The organism is Variovorax fucosicus, assembly GCF_030316825.1.
GTDB lineage: Bacteria > Pseudomonadota > Gammaproteobacteria > Burkholderiales > Burkholderiaceae_C > Variovorax > Variovorax fucosicus.
The window spans coordinates 205,692-224,548 of record NZ_JASZYU010000003.1 but is presented as its reverse complement, the minus strand read 5'-3'; the positions used below and the strand labels follow the sequence as shown (position 1 = coordinate 224,548).

The 18,857-nt window shown below is 65.7% G+C and carries 17 protein-coding genes; 4 read left to right on the top strand and 13 right to left on the bottom strand.

Annotation, left to right across the window (positions count from 1 at the left end):
* Positions 1–17: 17 nt before the first annotated feature.
* From nusA to QTI05_RS18630, 7 genes are all read right to left on the bottom strand, one after another.
* On the bottom strand, positions 18–1,502 hold the full coding sequence (gene nusA, locus QTI05_RS18660) for a transcription termination factor NusA (protein ID WP_286543963.1): 1,485 nt from the start codon (positions 1,500–1,502) through the stop codon (positions 18–20).
* A 17-nt stretch (positions 1,503–1,519) separates the two neighbouring features.
* Complete coding sequence (gene rimP / locus QTI05_RS18655; protein WP_286543961.1) at positions 1,520–2,119, bottom strand: ribosome maturation factor RimP; 600 nt, start codon at positions 2,117–2,119, stop codon at positions 1,520–1,522.
* Between the two features lie 124 nt (positions 2,120–2,243).
* On the bottom strand, positions 2,244–3,443 hold the full coding sequence (locus QTI05_RS18650) for a YbfB/YjiJ family MFS transporter (RefSeq protein ID WP_286620191.1): 1,200 nt from the start codon (positions 3,441–3,443) through the stop codon (positions 2,244–2,246).
* A gap of 5 nt (positions 3,444–3,448) precedes the next feature.
* On the bottom strand, positions 3,449–5,083 hold the full coding sequence (locus QTI05_RS18645) for an ABC transporter ATP-binding protein (protein WP_286620189.1): 1,635 nt from the start codon (positions 5,081–5,083) through the stop codon (positions 3,449–3,451).
* Positions 5,080–6,126 (bottom strand): ABC transporter permease, encoded by a 1,047-nt coding sequence (locus tag QTI05_RS18640; protein WP_286620187.1) that lies wholly within the window; start codon positions 6,124–6,126, stop codon positions 5,080–5,082. Before QTI05_RS18640 ends, QTI05_RS18645 begins: the two co-directional genes overlap by 4 nt.
* Entirely contained in the window at positions 6,119–7,132 is a 1,014-nt protein-coding gene (locus QTI05_RS18635) for a microcin C ABC transporter permease YejB (protein WP_286543952.1), read from the bottom strand. Before QTI05_RS18635 ends, QTI05_RS18640 begins: the two co-directional genes overlap by 8 nt.
* 15 nt (positions 7,133–7,147) lie before the next feature.
* The gene (locus QTI05_RS18630; protein ID WP_286620185.1) at positions 7,148–8,974 is read right to left on the bottom strand and encodes an extracellular solute-binding protein; all 1,827 of its coding nucleotides are present in this window, start codon (positions 8,972–8,974) and stop codon (positions 7,148–7,150) included.
* 37 nt (positions 8,975–9,011) lie between these two features.
* Between QTI05_RS18630 and fabI the strand changes: the two genes are divergently transcribed.
* Together fabI and QTI05_RS18620 are read left to right on the top strand one after the other, a co-directional pair.
* Complete coding sequence (gene fabI, locus QTI05_RS18625; protein ID WP_286620183.1) at positions 9,012–9,806, top strand: enoyl-ACP reductase FabI; 795 nt, start codon at positions 9,012–9,014, stop codon at positions 9,804–9,806.
* Positions 9,807–9,840: 34 nt separating this feature from the next.
* Positions 9,841–10,689: a DNA ligase gene (locus QTI05_RS18620; protein ID WP_286620181.1), complete on the top strand. Its 849-nt coding sequence runs from the start codon at positions 9,841–9,843 to the stop codon at positions 10,687–10,689.
* Between the two features lie 31 nt (positions 10,690–10,720).
* Here the strand turns inward: QTI05_RS18620 and QTI05_RS18615 are convergent, their stop codons facing one another.
* From QTI05_RS18615 to QTI05_RS18590, 6 genes are all read right to left on the bottom strand, one after another.
* Positions 10,721–11,284: a fasciclin domain-containing protein gene (locus tag QTI05_RS18615; RefSeq protein WP_286620179.1), complete on the bottom strand. Its 564-nt coding sequence runs from the start codon at positions 11,282–11,284 to the stop codon at positions 10,721–10,723.
* A 108-nt stretch (positions 11,285–11,392) separates the two neighbouring features.
* On the bottom strand, positions 11,393–12,208 hold the full coding sequence (gene phnX, locus QTI05_RS18610) for a phosphonoacetaldehyde hydrolase (protein ID WP_286620177.1): 816 nt from the start codon (positions 12,206–12,208) through the stop codon (positions 11,393–11,395).
* A gap of 23 nt (positions 12,209–12,231) precedes the next feature.
* Positions 12,232–13,362, bottom strand: coding sequence for a TIGR03364 family FAD-dependent oxidoreductase (locus QTI05_RS18605; protein WP_286620175.1), 1,131 nt, complete (start codon positions 13,360–13,362; stop codon positions 12,232–12,234).
* A gap of 177 nt (positions 13,363–13,539) precedes the next feature.
* Positions 13,540–15,261 (bottom strand): putative 2-aminoethylphosphonate ABC transporter permease subunit, encoded by a 1,722-nt coding sequence (locus tag QTI05_RS18600; RefSeq protein ID WP_286620173.1) that lies wholly within the window; start codon positions 15,259–15,261, stop codon positions 13,540–13,542.
* A gap of 1 nt (position 15,262) precedes the next feature.
* Positions 15,263–16,351: a putative 2-aminoethylphosphonate ABC transporter ATP-binding protein gene (locus QTI05_RS18595; RefSeq protein ID WP_286620171.1), complete on the bottom strand. Its 1,089-nt coding sequence runs from the start codon at positions 16,349–16,351 to the stop codon at positions 15,263–15,265.
* Positions 16,352–16,364: 13 nt separating this feature from the next.
* A complete protein-coding gene (locus tag QTI05_RS18590) occupies positions 16,365–17,399 on the bottom strand; it encodes a putative 2-aminoethylphosphonate ABC transporter substrate-binding protein (protein ID WP_286620169.1) in 1,035 nt (344 codons plus the stop codon).
* Between the two features lie 154 nt (positions 17,400–17,553).
* On the opposite strand from QTI05_RS18590, the gene QTI05_RS18585 reads away from it, so the two are divergent.
* Entirely contained in the window at positions 17,554–18,282 is a 729-nt protein-coding gene (locus tag QTI05_RS18585) for a phosphonate utilization associated transcriptional regulator (RefSeq protein ID WP_286657836.1), read from the top strand.
* 3 nt (positions 18,283–18,285) lie between these two features.
* On the top strand, positions 18,286–18,840 hold the full coding sequence (locus tag QTI05_RS18580) for a phosphonate degradation HD-domain oxygenase (RefSeq protein WP_286620165.1): 555 nt from the start codon (positions 18,286–18,288) through the stop codon (positions 18,838–18,840).
* The last annotated feature ends 17 nt before the right edge of the window (positions 18,841–18,857 follow it).

Sequence of the window (18,857 nt, the reverse complement as noted above, 5' to 3'; positions counted from 1 at the left end):
TTGAGCCTCCATGACCGTCAAGCCTGGCCGGCGAACCAATGTTCGCGGGCTTTCAGGATGAGGGTTTTGGCGTCATCGGCGCTCTGGCCGGTGATCTCGGTGAGTTCGTCGACCGCGAGGTCGGCCAGGTCGTCACGGGTGTGGACACCCGCCTCGGCCAACTTGGGAATGAGTTCGGCGTCGAGGCCTTCGAGGTCGCGCAGATTCTGCGAAACGGTTTCGACGCCCTCTTCCCTGGCAATTTCCATCGTGAGCAACGCATCCTTTGCACGGGTGCGCAGCTCGTTGATCGTGTCTTCGTCGAAGCTTTCGATCTCGAGCAGCTCGGAGATCGGCACATAGGCCACTTCTTCGAGGCTGGTGAAGCCTTCGGAAATCAGGATGTCGGCGATTTCCTCGTCGACGTCGAGCTTTTCCATGAACAGCTTGCGGCTCGCATCGGTTTCGACGGCCTGCTTCTGGGCCGACTCGTTCGCGTCCATGATGTTGATCTTCCAGCCCGTGAGGTCGGAAGCCAGGCGCACGTTCTGGCCGCCGCGGCCGATGGCGATGGCGAGGTTTTCCTCGTCGACCACCACGTCCATGGCGTGCTTTTCTTCGTCCACCACGATCGACGACACGTTCGCCGGTGCCAGGGCACCGATCACGAATTGGGCCGGGTCCTCGCTCCACAGCACGATGTCGACGCGCTCGCCGGCCAGCTCGTTGGTGACGGCATTGACGCGGGTGCCGCGCACGCCGACGCAGGTGCCGATCGGGTCGACACGCTTGTCGTGCGAGAGCACGGCGATCTTGGCGCGCGAACCCGGGTCACGGGCGCAGCTCTTGATTTCGAGCAGGCCCTGCTCGATTTCGGGCACTTCCTGGCGGAACAGCTCGATCATGAATTCGGGTGCCGAGCGCGACAGGATGATCGGCGCGCCGCGCAGCGTCAGGTCGACCTCCATGATCATGGCCCGCACGCGGTCGCCGTTGCGCAGGTTTTCCTTGGCGATCATCTCGCTGCGGCGCAGGCGCCCTTCGACGCGGCCGGCTTCCACGATGATGTCGCCCTTGTCCAGGCGCTTGACGGTGCCCACGAAGATCTTGTCGCCGCGCGACATGAAGTCGTTGAGCAGCATCTCGCGCTCCGCGTCGCGGATCTTCTGCAGGATCACCTGCTTGGCGGCCATCGCGCCGATGCGGCCGATCGGCACAGATTCCACCGCTTCTTCGATGTACTCGTCGACCTCGATGTCGGGCATTTCTTCCTTGGCTTCGAACAGGAGGATTTCCTGGTCGGGCAGCTGCAGGCCGGCCTCGTCCGGGACGACGTGCCAGCGGCGGAAGGTTTCGTAGACGCCGCTGTCGCGGTCGACCGAGACACGGATGTCCACGTCACCTGCGTGAAGTTTTTTGGTGGCTTGCGCCAAAGCGGATTCGACCGCGCCGAACACCACGTCGCGTTCGACGTTCTTCTCGCGCGAGATCGCATCCACCAACATCAACATTTCGCGATTCATGCCACCTAGCTCCTCAATCAATCCGGCAAACCGGTATCAGCGGTCCTGGCCTTGCGGCCCTTGAAATCCACAATCGGCGCGAGCCGCGCATCGCGCAGCTCGTCCAATGCGAAGCCGAGCGCCTGCAACGGGGCGGGCTCTCGCTTCTTGCTCACTTTTTGTCCTGGCTTGGGTGCGGGGGCATCGCTCCAGACGATCTGCCATCCACCCGACTCGGCACGCTCCAGCGTGCCGCGAAACTTCTTGCGGGTGGCCGACACCAGCGTCCCCGCAGCGGCACCCATCGGCGCCTTGAGCGTCAGGTCGATCACCTCGCCGACGAAACGCTCGAAATCCTTCTCGTGCCGCAGCGGGCGGTCGATGCCCGGCGACGAAACTTCCAGCCGCTTGTATTCGGCGCCGTCGACCTCCAGCGCAAATTGCAGCTGCCGCGTGACCTTTTCGCAGTCCTCGACCGTCACGAACGGTTCGGGCGCGCCGGCCACAGCTCCCGAATTGGGGCCGTTCCAAGGCAAATCAATCGTGACGCGCAGCAATCCCCCGGCCGATCTTTCGATCTCGACCAGGTCGTAGCCGAGACCGGCCACGGTTTGTTCCACTGTCTGCTGCAATGCCACGTGTTTGAAAAAGCCCCATCAGAAATGCATAGACCAAAAAAAACGGGCGGTTGGTACCCGCCCGTTTGGTCGTGAGCCTCGGATTATATGCTTTTCCTGTGACAAATAAAGGGTTTACCTGCTCTCAGGCCGCCGCGGGACGCCGCGATCGGGCCCAGACCACGGCAAACAGCGCCGAGCCGAGCGCCAGCGCGGCCGCAGCGACCAGCAATGCGATCCCGAACGAGCCGGTGCGCTGGGCCAGCGGTGCGGCAAACAGCGGCCCGAGGATCTGGCCCACGCCGTACGACGCGGTGGCGTAGCCGATCAGCCCGGCCGCCGCATTGCCGCGCAGCCGGCGGGCTTCGCGCACCGCGAACAGGGTGATGGCGGTGAACGGCATGCCGAGCAACAGGCTGCCGATCGCAAAACCGGTGATCGTGGGCCAGACCACCGACAGCACCACGCCCAGCGCCTGCAGTGCGTAGGCGGCGGCCAGCAGCAGTCGGTTGTCCCAATGGCCGGGGGCGCGCGCACCGATCAGCGCGCCCGGAATGATCGCCGCGCCGAACAGCGGCCAGAAAAAGTCCGGCCAGGGCGAGCCCGGCAGCGCCTGCCGCGCGATCACCGGCAAAAAGGTCGCGGTGATGATGTAACCAAAGCCGGCCAGCCCATAGAGCACCACCAGCCAGATCGCATCGTGGCGGGCCGAGCCTGATGCGGCCGCGCCCGGTACTGCCGCAGCCGCCGGTGCGACGGTGCCGGCGGGCGCCGCACCGTCGTCGAACACCCGCCAGATCACCGCAATCAGCACCAGCGCGACGATGCCGAAACCGATCCAGCCCGCGCTCGATCCCCAGCGGCCGACCGCGCCGCCCAGCAGGCCCGTGACCGCAATGCCGATGCCGGGCCCGGTGTAAATGACGCCACCCAGCGCCGGTGAATGGGTTTCGGCGAGCCGCCGCAGGCCCCAGCCCGACGCGAACACGAACACCCAGGCGCTCATCACGCCGGCCGCCGCGCGCAGCATGCCCCAGGCAGTGAAGCCGCTCAGCAGGCCCATGCCGAGCAACAGAGCCGCGGTGGCGATCAGCCCACCGCGCACCATGGTCGGCGCCTTGACCCGGATCGCCGCGCAACTGACCGCGCCGAGGAAATAGCCGAGGTAGTTCAGCGAAGCCAGCAGGCCACCGCCCTGCAGGTCGAGCTTGCCCTCGTGCAGCATGATCGGCAGCATCGGCGTGAAGGCGAAGCGGCCGAGCCCCATCGCCACGGCCAGGGTGACCATGCAGGCGAGCGCTGCGCGCCAGGCACCGCGCCGCCGGGCAGCTTCAGGGGTCGTCATCGTGTTCAATCGGCAAGAGCGGCTGCGACGAGCTTCTGCGTGTAGGGATGCTGCGGCGCGTCGAGCACCTGCTGCACCGGGCCGGCCTCCAGAATGGCGCCGTCTTTCATCACGATCACCTGGTGCGCCATGGCGCGGATCACCTCGACGTCGTGCGTGATCAGCAAGTAGCTCAGCCCGCGCTCGCGCTGGAGGCGCTGCAGCAGGCCCAGCACCTGCTTCTGGATCGTTACGTCGAGCGCGCTGGTCGGCTCGTCGAGCACCAGCAATTGCGGATCGACGATCAGCGCCCGCGCAATCGCCAGGCGCTGGCGTTGGCCGCCGGAAAACTCGTGCGGATAGCGGTCGAGCAGCGCCGGGAACTGCGCCTCGGTCAGGCCCACGTCGTTCAGCGCCGCCAGGCTGCGCACGCGCCGCGCCGCCGTGTCGAGCCCGGGCTCGTGCACCTGCAGGCCTTCACCGACGATCTGCTCGACCGTCAGGCGCGGCGACAGCGACGAGAACGGATCCTGAAAGACAACCTGCATCACGCGCCGCAGCGCGCGGTCGGCGATGCCGGCGCCAGCCCACTGCCGGCCGTCGATGCGCAAGGCGCCCTGGTGTCGCAACAGGCCGAGCGCCGCGAGCGCCAGCGTCGATTTGCCGGAGCCCGATTCGCCGACCACGCCCAGCGTCTGGCCTGGCGCGAGCGCGAAATCCACGCCCTGCACCGCCACGAAAGCGCCCTTGCGGAACCAGCCGCGCAGGCCCGGCTGGGCGACCGGGTAGCTCACGCGCAGCGCTTTGGCCTCCAGCACCGGCGCAGCGCCCTGCTCGCCCGTGGCGGGCACTACATTGCGCTCGGGGCGGCTGTCGATCAGCTTGCGGGTGTAGGCATGCTGCGGTGCCTCGAACACGGCCTGCACCGGTCCGTGCTCCACGATGTGGCCGTTCTCCATCACGGCCACGCGATCGGCGAAGCGCCGAACCAGGTTGAGGTCGTGCGTGATCAGAAGCACCGCCATGCCGTGCTTGCGCTGCAAGTCGTCGAGCAGCGCGAGGATCTGCGCGCGCACCGTCACGTCAAGCGCGGTGGTCGGCTCGTCGGCCAGCAGCAGGCGCGGTTTGCAGGCCAGCGCCATCGCAATCATGGCGCGCTGGCGCTGGCCGCCCGACAACTGGTGCGGAAACGACTGCGCACGCCGCTCGGGCTCGGGAATGCCGGTTTCGGCCAGCAACTGCACGGCGGCCGCCTGCGCCTGGCGCTTCGACAGGCCCTCGTGCAGTTCCAGCACCTCGGCGATCTGGTCGCCGACCGGGTACAGCGCGTTGAGCGCGGTCATCGGCTCCTGGAAGATCATCGCGATCTCCTTGCCGCGGATGCCGCGCAGTTGTCGCTCCGGAATGGCGAGCAGGTCGCGCCCCTCCGCCGGCCCCTCCGCCGGACCCTCCGGGCCGAAAAGGCTGGCAGCGCCGGAGAGCTCGGCGTTTTGCACGAGGCGCAGCAGGCCGAGCGCCGTGACCGTCTTGCCCGAGCCCGACTCACCCACCAGCGCCAGCTTTTCGCCTGCCGCGATCCGGAAGTCGATGCCGTGCACCACCGCCTTGCCGCCGAACGCCACGCGCAGGCCCTTCACATCGAGCAGCGGTGTTGTCGTCACTTGTCCATCTTTCTGGGATCGAGCGCATCGCGCAACGCGTCGCCCATGAAGGTCAGCAGCATCAGCGTCACCACGAGCACGCCGAAGGTGGACAACGAGATCCACCACGCGTCGATGTTGGCCTTGCCCTGGCTCAACAGCTCGCCAAGCGACGGCGTGCCGGGCGGCACGCCGAGGCCCAGGAAGTCGAGCGACGTCAGCGCCAGGATCGCCGCGCTCATGCGGAACGGCAGGAAGGTCACCACCGGCGTCATGCTGTTGGGCAGGATGTGCCGCCACATGATCTGCAGGTTGCCGACACCCAGCGCGCGCGCGGCCCGAACGTAGTCCATCTGCCGGTTGCGCAGGAACTCGGCGCGCACGTAGTCCGACAGGCCCATCCACCCGAACAGGCTCAGCAGGATCAGCAGCAACGACAGGCTGGGCGCAAAGATGGCGCTGAAGATGATCAGCAGGTACAGCTCCGGCATCGCCCCCCAGATCTCGATGAAACGTTGGAACGCGAGGTCTGTCTTGCCGCCGAAGAAGCCCTGGATCGCGCCGGTGATGACGCCCAGCACCACGCCGATGAAGGTCAGCGCCAGCGCGAACAGCACGCTCATGCGAAAGCCGTAGATCAATTGCGCCAGCAGATCGCGCCCGCGGTCGTCGCTGCCGAAAAAGTTCTGGCCGGACGGCGCCGCCGGATTGGGCGACTTCGCGAAGTAGTTGAGCGTCTTCGGGCCGTAGGGGTTCGGCGCGTAGATCGCCCAGTTGGCACCCTGCGTGATGCGCTCGCGGATGAAGGGGTCGAGGTAGTCGGCCGGTGTCTCGAAGTCGCCGCCGAAGGTCTTCTCGGAGTAGTCGCGCAGCACCGGGAAGTAGGTCGTGCCCTCGTAGCGCACCACCAGCGGCTTGTCGGTGGAGAGCACCTCGGCAAAAAGGCTCAGCACCACGAGCACGCTGAAGACCGCAAGGCTCCAGAAGCCGAGCCGGTTGCGCTTGAAGCGCAGCCAGGCGCGACGGCCGGGACTCAGCGAAACGGTCGGCGCGCTGCTAGTCAAACTTCACCCTTGGATCCACCCAGACGTAGCAGAGGTCAGATATCAACTTGGTCACCAGCCCGATCAGCGTGAACAGGTACAGCGTGCCCAGCACCACGGGATAGTCGCGCCGGATCACGCTCTCGTAGCTCAACAGGCCCAGCCCGTCGAGCGAGAACAGTGTTTCGATCAACAGCGACCCGGTGAAGAAGGCACCGATGAAGGCCGCCGGAAAGCCGGTGATGATCGGAATCAGCGCGTTGCGGAACACATGCTTCCACAGCACCTGCCGCTCGGCCAAGCCCTTGGCGCGCGCGGTCAGCACATACTGCTTGCGGATTTCCTCGAGGAACGAGTTCTTGGTCAGCATCGCCGTCACCGCAAAGCTGCCGAGCACCATGGCCGTGATCGGCAAGGCGATGTGCCACAGGTAGTCGACCACCTTGGCACCCCAGCTCAGCGTGTCCCAGTTGGACGAGGTCAGCCCGCGCAACGGAAACCACTGCAGCTGCCCGCCGAAGATCACGAGCAGCGCCACGCCCAGCACGAAGCCGGGGATCGCGTAGCCGACCAGAACGAACAGCGTCGTCAGAAAGTCGAAGCGCGAACCGGCGCGCACCGCTTTCGCGACCCCGAGCGGTACCGCGATCAGGTAGCTGATGAAGAAGGTCCAGAGGCCGAGGCTGACGGAGACCGGCAGCTTGTCCTTGATCAGCGTCCACACATCCCGGCTCTGGAAAAAACTCTTGCCGAGATCGAAACGCGCAAACTGGCCCAGCATCTGCCAGAAGCGCTCGGGCGCCGGTTTGTCGAAGCCGTAGAGCGCCTTGATTTCGGCGACCTGCTTCGCATCCAGGGTGCGGCCGGTCGGGCCGCCCGAAATACGGTTCTCCTTGTTGGTCAGTTGCGAAAGCAACTGCTCCGCCGGCCCGCCGGGCACGAACTGGATGATGGCGAAATTGACCACCAGCACCCCCAGCAAGGTGGGGACGATGAGGAGCAGTCGTCGAAGCAGGTAGGCGAGCATATGTTGCGTGGGTGGCTACTTCGGGTCGATCCACCACATCGTCAGCAGCCACGAGCCTGCCAGCAGGCGTTGTGGCAATGCAGCGGCCGGATGGCGCAGGCGCTGCTTATGGGCGACGAAGTATTGCTTGCCGTAGTACATGGGAACCACATAGTGCTGGTGCAGCAAGTAGCGATCCAGCAGGCGGGCGCCCGCTGCCAGCGTTTTGCGATCGGGGCTGTCGACGATCTCCTCGATGATGTCGTCCACCACCGGGTCGCTGATGCCGCTCAGGTTCTGGCTGCCTTTTTCGGCGGCCGACTTCGACCCGAGGTCGTCGTACAGCTCGTTGCCCGGGCTCGACGAGCCACCCAGGATGTTGATGGCCATGTCGAAGTCGAACTCGTCCTGCTTCTTCTTGATCAAGCTGGCGTCACGCAGACGGTATTGGAGCGCGACGCCAAGCTTGGCCAGGTTTCTGGCATACGGCGCCAGTACGGCCTCGGACGCGCGATCCGCAATGTCAAGGTTGATCACGAAGGCATCACCGGCACCGTTGCGCAGCGCGCCGTCGCGATACGTCCAGCCCGCCTCCCTGAACAAGGCCTGGGCCTGGACGAGGTTGCGCCGCAATCCGTCGGCCGTATCGCCGGTGGCAGCAGGACGCGGCAGCTCACCGCGGACATTGGCCAGATAGAGCGCCTTGTGCTTCAGGCGCTCCATCAGCGCGGTCTCTTCGGCGCTGATCTCGGGCCGTGCCATGAGATCGTCGCTGTTCTGGAAATAGCTCTGGGTGCGTGCCCTGCGGTTGTGGAAGAGATGCTGGTTGAGCCAGTCGAAGTCGAAGGCCAGCGCCAGGGCCCTGCGCACGCGGATGTCGGCAAAGCGGGGCTGTCGCAGGTTCATCACCAGGCCCTGCATGCCGGTGAAGCGCCGGTGCGAGATTTCCTCCTTGACCAGCTCGCCGGAATCGAAGCGGCGGCCCTTGTAGCGCCGGATCCAGGCATTGAGCGACGCTTCTTCCAGCGCGTCGAGCGCACCGGCCTTGAGGGATTCTTCCTCCCCCAGCTTGTCCTTGAAGTACTGGTAGGACACTTCGCCGAAATTGAACATGCCCTTGCGCACCGGAAGATCGACGGCCCAGTAGTCGGGCCGCCGCCGGTAGGAGATCGACTTGCCGAAATCCACCTTGTCCATGACATAGGGGCCGCTCGCGATGGGCGGCTCGGTGGTGAGCTGGTCGAAGGGCTTGCCCTTGCCCCACGCCCGCGAGAACACCGGGAGCTGGCCGATGATCATGTGCAGCTCGGAATTGCGGCGCCGAAAATCGAAGCGGATGGTGCGCTCGCCAACCACCACGGCCTCCTTGATGTCCACCCAGTACGAGCGGAAAGTGGGCGCAGCCTGCTTGCTCATGAGCGTGTCGAACGAGTACTTCACGTCCGCTGCGAGTACCGGCGTACCGTCGGAGAAGCGCGCCTTGGGGTTGAGGCGGAAGGTGACGCTCAGACGGTCGGCCGCGAGGTCGATGTCCTCGGCCAGCAGGCCGTAGTTCGAGAACGGTTCGTCCTCGCTGTGCGTCATCAACGAATCGAAGATCAGTCCGTACTCCGCAAAGACAAAGCCGTTGCTGCTGTACCCCATGCCCACCGCAGGCGTTCCCTTGAGCGTGAACGGGTTGAGCTTGTCGAAGCTCCCGCTGGCCGACAGCGTCAGGCTGCCGCCCTTCGGCGCATCCGGGTTCACGTAGTCGAAATTCCGGAACGAAGCGCCGTACTTCGGCTCGTAGCCCATGCCAAGCCCCGGCGCTGCCCAGGACGGCATCGCCAGCAAAACCAACACCGTGAGCAGCCAACCTCGCATGCGAGAATTCTGCCCAAGATTTCTAAGAGGCAACTTCATGGGCTTTCTCACCGGCAAAAAACTCCTGATCACCGGCGTATTGAGCAATCGCTCGATCGCCTACGGCATTGCCAAGGCATGTCATGCGCAGGGCGCCGAGCTTGCATTCAGCTATGTCGGCGAACGATTCAAGGACCGTATCACCGAATTCGCCGCCGACTTCGACTCGAAGCTGATTTTCGATTGCGATGTGGGCGACGACGCACAGATCGACAAACTCTTTGCCGACATCGCGCAAACCTGGCCGAAGTTCGACGGCTTCGTGCACAGCATCGGTTTCGCCCCGCGCGAGGCCATTGCGGGCGACTTTCTCGATGGGCTCTCGCGCGAAGGCTTCCGCATTGCGCACGACATCAGCGCCTACAGCTTCCCGGCCATGGCCAAGGCGGCCCTGCCCTATCTCAACGACAAGTCGGCCCTGCTGACGCTGACCTACCTCGGCGCCATCCGCGCCCTGCCCAACTACAACACCATGGGCCTGGCCAAGGCCAGCCTCGAAGCCTCGGTGCGCTACCTGGCCGGCTCGCTCGGCCCCAAGGGCATGCGCGTCAACGGCATCAGCGCCGGACCGATCAAGACGCTGGCGGCCAGCGGGATCAAAGGCTTCGGCAAGATCCTTTCGGCCGTGGCGGAGGTCTCGCCGATCCGCCGCAACATCACGATCGAGGAAGTGGGCAATGTCGCCGCCTTCCTTTTGAGCGACCTGGCCAGCGGCGTCACGGCCGAAATCACCTACGTCGACGGCGGCTTCAGCCAGGTGGTCGGCGGGATCGACGAGCCTGCCGAAGCCTGAAACCCGGGCGGGCAGCCATTCGTTTCACCGCATCTTGCTGAAGCGCCGAAGTTTTCTTGCCGCGAGCCTGCTGGCCTCCTGCGTGGCTGCGCCCGCCCGCGCGGCCGCGCCCGGGCTGATGCTGGCCGAGGTGTACCGGCGCGGCATGCCGATCGAAGGCTACTGGGTCAGCGAGAAGTACGACGGCGTGCGCGGCTATTGGGACGGCCGGCAGCTGTGGACGCGTGGCGGCGAGCGCGTGATCGCACCGCCCTGGTTCACCGCGCCGTTGCCGGCCACGCCACTCGATGGCGAACTGTGGGCCGGCCGTGGCCGCTTCAACCTGGCGGTGTCGACCGTGCGCAGCCAGACGCCGAACGACGCGGCCTGGCGCGAGATGCGCTTCATGGTGTTCGACCTGCCCGCCCAAGCCGGCGACTTCGATACCCGGCTGACGGCACTCAAGAAGCTGCTGCCGATCACGCAGGCGCCCTGGGTGCTGCCGGTGGCACAGCAACACGCCACCACGCATGCCGATCTGCAGGCGCTGCTCGACAAGACGATCAAGCTCGGCGGCGAAGGGCTGATGCTGCACCGTGGCGGATCGCTCTACCGCGGCGAGCGCAACGCCGATCTGCTCAAGTTCAAGCCGTTCGACGACGCGGAGGCGCGGGTGGTCGGCCACGTGTCCGGCAAGGGCAGGCATGCGGGGCGGCTCGGCGCGCTGCTGGTCGAGACGCCCGAAGGCCGGCGCTTCAAGCTGGGCAGCGGTTTCACCGACGCACAGCGCGAAGATCCGCCGCCGGTCGGCGCCTGGGTGACCTATCGCTACAACGGCCAAAACCCCGGCGGCGTGCCGAGGTTCGCGCGCTTCATGCGCGTGCGGGAAGAAGGTCGAAGCTAGCAAGCCCCCGCCCCCCGACCCGGTGGCCGGCCTACTTGGGCAGCAGCACCTTGTCGACCACATGGATCACGCCGTTCGACTGGTACACATCGGCAATGGTCACCGTCGCGCTACCGCCCTTCTCGTCGGTGATCATGACCTTGCCGCCCATGGCCTTGGCCGTGAGCGTGCCGCCCGATGCGGTCTTCAACGTGGCCATGCCCTTGCCGTCCATGATCTGCTTCGTCAGCGCGGCCGCATCGAGCTTGCCGGGCACCACGTGGTAGGTCAGGATCGTGGTCAGTGTGCCCTTGTTCTCGGGTTTGAGCAGCGTGTCGACCGTGCCGGCCGGCAGCGCCGCAAACGCGTCGTTGGTCGGTGCGAACACGGTGAACGGGCCCGGGCCCTTGAGCGTGTCGACCAGGCCGGCGGCCTTCACTGCGGCCACCAGCGTGGTGTGATCCTTCGAGTTGACGGCGTTGTCGATGATGTCCTTGGTGGCCAGCATCGGTGCGCCGCCGACCATCACCTGCGCGGTGGCAGCAACCGCGCCAGCGGCCAGGGCCACGGCGAGCGTGATGGAAGCGAGGCGGTGAAATTTGCGGGAAGTAGACATGGAAGGCTCCTGTAGTGGATGAAACCCTGCGAAATGCGCAGTGGTGCCTTCAATACGGGTGCCTTGCTGGCGCAGATTCGTGCGCCGACCGCAATGCTGTGTTTCAGCTCAGGGCTTCAAGCCTTTGGCGAGCCTGGCCTCGATGTCGTCAAGCACCGGCAGCAGATCGGCCACGCTGTCGATCACATAGTGGGCGCCGGCTGCCTTGAGCTTGGCCGTGGCGATCTGCCGCAGTGCTTCCTGCTTCGCGGGATCGAGTGCTGCCCATTGCGCGAGCGGCAGGCCCACGGCGTTGCCGCTGATCGCCAGGCCCACCGTCCAGGTGCCCGCGTTCAGGCCCTCTTCGATGCCCACGCCGGTATCGTCGACCTTGACCACGCTCGAAGGTGGCCAGACGCCGATGTCGGCGAAGGTGCGGTACATCATCAGCGGCGAGGGCCGCCCCGCCACCAGATCGCCCGCACAAACGAGGTTGTCGGGCACGTAGCCGCCAGCCGCGGCGATCGGCGTGACGACCTCCATGATGGGTCGGTTGTAGCCCGTGGTGGAGCCGATCTTCAGGCCCCGCGCGCGCAGCGTGTCCACCATCTCCACGGCGCCCGGAATGAAGTCCGCGAAGTCGGCCACCACCGCCGCGTTCATCGGCGTGAAGACTTCGTAGAGATGGTCGACATCGGCATCGCTGAACGGCTTGCCATGCACGCGCTCCCATTGCGCCGCGATGCGCGGCAGGTTGCCGAGCACCTGGATGTGATCCCACTTGGCCATGCCCATCGGGCCGCGGGCCTCGTCGATGGTGAGGTCGACGCCGAATTTCTCGAACAGGCGCACAAATGCGCCCATCGGCGCGCAGGAGCCGAAGTCGAGGATGGTGCCGGCCCAGTCGAAGACGACGGCGCTGAGGTGTACGGGTTGTTGAGGCATGTCTGTGTGTTTCTGAAAAGGGTTTACCAGCCAGCGAACACGTCTTCGGCGATTCCGAAGGCCGTGCTGGCGCCCGTGCCGCTGGTGACGAGCACGAGCCGGGTTGCCTCGTCGGGCGCGTCGATCAGGCAGTCGGTGCTGGCCGACGAGGGATAGATGCCGACCCAGCGCTCGGTGACGCCGCATTGCTGCAACTTGAGCGTCTTGTGCAGGTGTTCGAGGATCAGTTCGTCGACGCGCTGGTCGGCGAAGGGCTCGGGCGCATCGCCGTAGAGGTGCGAGTCGCCCACCACCAGCGAGCCGTCGGCGCTCTGCACCACGATCAGGTGGATGCCGTTGTCGAGCGACTCGCCCTCCTCCCGGCGCATCTGTTCCAGCAGCGGCACGGCCGCGGGCAGCTTGCTGTAGCCGTGGTAGCGCACCAGGCTCAGGTCGGCCATCACCGAACCCGGCAGCTTGAAGCCCGGCTCCGGCTGCACGCGCAGCATCTGCAGCAGGCACAGCCGCAGCTTGTGCGGGCTCAGGCGCTCGGCGAAAAGGCCGTTCAAATCGGTGTTGGTGCAGACCGCCACGCGTTCGCCATGCAGCACGCCGCGCGAGGTGCGCACCCGTGGCGTCACCACCTCGAGCACCGCCTCGCTGAAGCGGAACACCACACCCATCGCATCCGACAGCCAGCGTGCGAGCAGGGCGATGGCCGTGCGCGATTCGACCCGCATCTCGTGCGGACTGTAGAGCACCGCCTGTGCGCCGTCGAGTTGCAGCACCGGAGCGCGCTGGGCCGCCTCGGCCGTGTCGATCAGTTCGCAGCCCGCGCCCATCTCTGTGGCCATGAACTCCTCCAGGACCTTCAAGGCCTGGGGACGAAAGGCGGTGAGGTACAGGCCGTGGTGCACCGCCGCGATGCCGGCGCGTGGCGCCACCTCGCCCCAGACCTCGCGCGCCCGTCTGGCGCGGCGCCAGGTGTCGCCAGCGCCCTGGCCGGTGACGGTGATGAAGCCGAAGTTACGGATCGAGGCGCCAAGGCAGGCCGCATCGCGCTCGACCACGCACACGCGCAGGCCGCGTTTGGCGGCGGTGTATGCATGCGCCAGGCCGACAATGCCGGCGCCGACAACGATGAGGTCGAAGTTCGTGGGGTTCGTGATGCTCATGGTGTGAAGAAAAGTGGTGGCCCTGCCAGCAGGTACTCGACCCGGAGCACCTCGCTGTCGCCGGTGAGCAAGGTGTTGTCGAGATCGGACAGCGCCAATGTCATCAGGGCACCCTTGCGCTTCGCGTGGGACCGCCAGGCGGGAGCGAACGCACCTTCGGGGGGCCGTGCGGGGCGTTCATCGCCCCGGCGCCCGCCAGCGCTGCGTGTGGCGGTCAACCCATTTGCCGAGCGCCAAGTAGAGCAAGGTGACCACGGCCGAGGTGGCGGCGATCAGCACGGCCATGGCTGCGGCCGGGCCGGTGTCGCCGGCTTCGTCGAGGTTCAGGATCGCGACCGACGCGAGCTTGGTGTCCGGCGAATAGAGAAACACCACGGCCGAAATCGTGGTCATCGCGTTGATGAAGAAGTAGCGCGACACGTCCAGCAGGGTCGGCAGGCAGATCGGCAGCGTGACGCGCCAGAAGGTCGTGTAGAACGGCACCTTGAGCGAGGCCGACACGGCTTCGAATTCCGCGTCGATCGACTTCAGCGCCGTCACCATCGTGAGGTGGCCGGTGGTGTAGAAATGGATGATCGTGCACAGCACCAGCAGCGGCAGCGTCTGGTACATCACGTTCAGCGGGTTCGACGGCGCGTTGAAGAAGAATATGTAGCCCAGGCCCAGCACCAGGCCGGGCACGGCCATCGGCAGCATCGCCATCAGGCGCACCAGCGGCCGCGCCCAATCGAAGCCGCGCGTCTTCTCGAGCAAATAGGCGCCGATGAACACGATCACGGTGCCGATCACAGCGGTGCAAGCCGCGAGTTTCAGGCTGTTGAGCATCGCGTCGCCCAGTTCGGCGTCGACCAGGCCCGACACGTAATGGTTGAAGCTGGGCGCGAGGTTGTAAGGCCAGAGCGTCGCGAACGAGGCGAACACCGCCATGAAGAACATGGCGAGCATCAACGCGACGATGAGCACGCAGTACAAAGTCATCGCTGTGTCGAAAGCTTTGGCCCGCTTCGGCACCAGCGCCACGGCACGGGCTGTGAGCGTCGCAGTCTGCTTGCGCTGCACCAGATAGTCGACGCCGAAGGTCAGCACCGCCGGCGCCAGCAGCAGCAGCGCCACGACCGCCCCGCGCTGGAAGTCCTGCTGGCCGATCACCAGCTTGAACACGTCGGTGGCCAGCACGTTGAAGTTGCCGCCCACCACCTTGGGAATGCCGAAATCGGTGATGACCAGCGTGAAGCACACCATCGCGCCTGAAATCAGGCCGTACTTGGCGCCCGGCAAGGTGATGGTGAAGAACTTGCGCAGGGTGCTGGTGCCGAGGGCATCGGCGGCCTCGTACAACCGCGCATCGGCCAGCGTGAGCGCGGTCACGAGGATCATCAGCACATGCGGAAAGGCCGCGAAGCATTCGGCCAGCACGATGCCCGGCGCGCCGTAGATGCCCGTGAAACCGAGCGCCAGCCAGAAGTCTTTTGCGATGCCCTGGTTGCCGAACCAGTAGATCAGCGAGATCGCCGACAGCAACGAAGGTGCGAGCAGCGGCAGCAGCGTGATGGTGCGAAACAGCGGCTTGAACGGCATGCAGCTGCGCGTGAGCGCATAGGCGAAGGTGAAGGCCAGCGGCACCACGATCACCGTGACCAGCACCGACACCCAGACGCTATGCCAGAGGCTTTGCAGCAGCGCCGGCGAGGCCAGGTAGGCGCCGAAGGCGCCGAGGCCCGAAACAGCATCGCCCTCGGGAGCGTCGAGCGCTTTCGACAGGATCAGCAGCAACGGCGCGATCAGGCCGATGCAGAGCAGCGCGACGGTGCCGAGCAGCATCAGATTGCCGACCCGATCCGTCCAGTGCACCTGCTGGCGCAGCGGCGGCACCAGCACCACAGCCGTCGTGGGCGCCATGTCAGGCAGCGGCAACGGGAAACACCCGCAGCCGGTCGGCCCGCAGCGCAAAGCGCACGCTGGCGCCCTCGCGCACGTCGAACTCGTCCATCTGGTTGAGCGAGTACTGCAACTGCAAGGGCTGGCCCGGAATGCCCTCGACATCGACCTCGGCCAGGCAGTTGCCGCCAAGAAACTCGATGTGGCGCACCGTGCCGGCGCAGCGCATCGGGTCGTCGTCGCGCACGTTGCCGACGACACGGTCTTCGGGCCGCAGGTAGAGCGCGACCTCGCGGCCGGGCCGGAAGTCCGAACCGTGGCCTGGCGTGGTTTGCAGCCGCATGTTGCCGCAGCGGAACCAGTGATCGCCCTCGGCCACGGCCTCGAGCCGGTTGACCTTCCCAACGAAGTCGGCCACGAACGGCGACGCCGGCTCGCGGTAAACCTCCAGCGGCGTGCCGACCTGCTCGATCACGCCATGGTTCATGACCACGATTCGATCGGCCACCGACAGGGCCTCCTCCTGGTCGTGCGTGACCATCACGGTCGTGACGCCGAGCTTGCGTTGCAGGTCGCGGATCTCGTTGCGCAAGTGCACGCGCACGATCGCGTCGAGCGCCGACAGCGGCTCGTCGAGCAGCAACAGCCCGGGCGAGGTCGCGAGCGCACGGGCGAGCGCGATGCGCTGCTGCTGCCCACCCGACATCTGCGCCGGGTACTTGGCGCCGCTTCCGGGCAGGCCGACCAGCGCCAGCAATTCTTCGACGCGCGGCGTGATCTGCGCGCGTGTCTGCTTGCGGTTGACAAGACCGTAGCCCACGTTCTGCGCCACCGTGAGGTTGGGAAACAGCGCATACGACTGGAACATGATTCCGTAGTCGCGCCCGGCCGGCGGCAGCACCGAGATGTCGCGCCCGTCCTGCAGGATGTGCCCGGCCGTCTGCGTCTCCAGCCCGGCGATGATGCGCAACAGGGTCGTCTTGCCGCATCCGGAGGGCCCGAGGAAGCACACGAACTCGCCGCGCCGGATCGACAGGTCGATGTTGTCCAGTGCGGTGAAGCTGCCAAAGCGCTTCTGGATGCCGCGCAGTTCGAGGTAGGCGTCGGTCACGCGAGGCCCCGGCTCACTTCTTGGGTTCGCTCTTGGCGTCGTAGCGTTTCGACCACTCGACCAGCGTGCGTTCGCGACCGGCAGCGGCCTTGTCGAAATCGAGCTTGATCAGGCGCGACTCGTAGTCGGCCGGGATGCTGGCCAGCTTGGGGGCGACGCCGGGCTGCGCGGTGATCGCGAAATTCTTGCCGTACAGGATCATCGCGTCCTTGGACGAGGCCCAGTCGGCCAGCTTTTTCGCCGCGTCCAGCTTCTTGGTGCCCTTGTAGATGGCAAAGCCTTCCAGATCCCAGCCCAGTCCCTCCTTCGGGAACACCAACTCGATGGGTGCGCCCTTGGCTTTGTTGGTATGGCCGCGGTATTCGAACGACACGCCCGCCACGTACTCGCCGGCTGCAGCCATGTTGCAGGGCTTGGAGCCCGAATGGGTGTACTGGCCGATGTTCTCGTGCAGCGCATCCATGTACTTCCAGCCGCCGCCCTTGCCGGCGTCGTCGCCCCACAGCTGCAGCCAGGACACCACGTCCAGGTAGCCAGTGCCAGACGACGCCGGATTCGGCATCACGACCTGGCCCTTGAACTCGGGCTTGGTCAGGTCTTTCCAGGTGGTCGGGATCGCGATGTTCTTCTTCTTCGCCTCGACCGTGTTGAAGCACACCACGGCGCCGAACACGTCCATGCCGAACCAGGCCGGCGGCGACTTCTTGTCGCGGTAGGCCGGCATGATGGCGTCGAGGTTCAAGGGTGCGTAAGCCTCAAGCATGCCGTTGCGCTCGAACAGCGCCAGGCTGGTGGCCGCCACGCCCATGATCACGTCGGCCTGCGGATTGCCTTTCTCGGCCAGCAGCTTGGCGGTGACGACGCCAGTGGAATCGCGCACCCACTTGATTTCGATGTTGGGCTCGACCTTGTTGAAAGCCTCCTGGTACGCCTTGAGCTGGTCGGTTTCCAGCGCGGTGTAGACGATGAGCTGGGTTTTCTGCGCAAGCGCACCGGTAGCGAAAGCCATGCCGAGCAGGCCGGCGATAAGGGATTTGGCGAGATGCATGGGGTGCTCCTTGTCGAAAAAGAAAGGACTGTGCCGGCACGAAACGACATGTTCGTGACACATGCGTCAAGCAAAATCGGGGCCTGATTCGCCAAGTTGTCTATTGTTTTTTGTAAATTGTAGACAATCCAGAATGCGGCGCTTAGTATTCGGCATGGCCTCCAGGATCTCCAGCAACCCTGCCATCGCGCAACTCCAGTCGCATTCGCTCGCCGATCTGGTGCAAGCCGAGATCGAACGCATGATCCTGGACGGCGTGCTCCCCTCCGGTGCCAAACTGACCGAAGCCACGCTGGCCGAGCAGATCGGCGTGTCGCGCGGCCCGGTGCGCGAAGCGTTCCGCATGCTCGAGGAAGCCGGGCTGGTGCGCACCGAAAAGAACCGCGGCGTGTTCGTGCGGCATGTGCCGATCGAGGAAGCCCTCGAGATCTTCGAAGTGCGTGCCGTGATGGATCTCTACGTGGGCCGCAAGCTGGCCCAGGGCCTCCGCACCGCAGAGGTTCGCGAGCTGCGCCAGCTGGCCGACGCGATGGATCAGGCCGTCAAAGCCGACAACGCCAACGACTACCACCGCTTCAACCTCCAGTTTCACGATCGGTTGCTCGAACTCGCCGGCAACGCCAAGCTCACTGCCACCTACCGCAAGCTGGTGAACGAACTCTCGCTGTTCCGGCGCCAGAACCTGACCAGCGAGTCGATGGCCGTCTACTCGCGCGAGCATCGCCAGATCGTCAAGGCGATCGCAGGCGGCGACCCCGATGCGGCTGGCCAGGCGATGTACCAGCATGTGATGAACAGCCGCGAACGCACACTGCGCAACTACGAACTGAAGCAGGTCGCGAGCGCCGGTGTGGCACGGCCCGCGACCGCGGTGGAGGCCTGAGCCATGGCGCTCACCCTTGCCGACATCGAAACGCTGTTTGCGCGCCACGGCGGCGCCCGGTACAGCGGCGAGCCCGTCACTCAGCTCGAGCACGCGTTGCAAACGGCGTACCTGGCCGAACAGGCCGGGGCCGACGACGAACTCGTCACTGCGGCGCTGCTGCACGACCTTGGCCACCTGCTCAACGACCAGGGCGAATCGCCCACCTTGCGCGGTGTCGACGACGTGCACCAATACTTCGCCCTGCCCTTTCTTCGCCACGTATTCAGCGACCGCGTGCTCGACGCGATCAAGTGGCATGTCGATGCCAAGCGCTACCTGTGCGCAACGCGGCCCGACTACTGGCAAGGCCTGTCGGCCGACTCGAAACGCAGCCTTGACTTGCAGGGCGGCGTTTTCGCAGCAGACGCTGCCGATCGTTTCATCGCGCAGCCCAATGCCGCCAAAGCCGTGCAGTTGCGCTTGTGGGACGACCAGGCAAAGTCACCTCATCTCGCGACGCCGCCGCTCTCGCACTACCTGACGCGCGCACAACGCTGCATGCTGACGTCCGCGTGACGCTGACTGGTCCGATC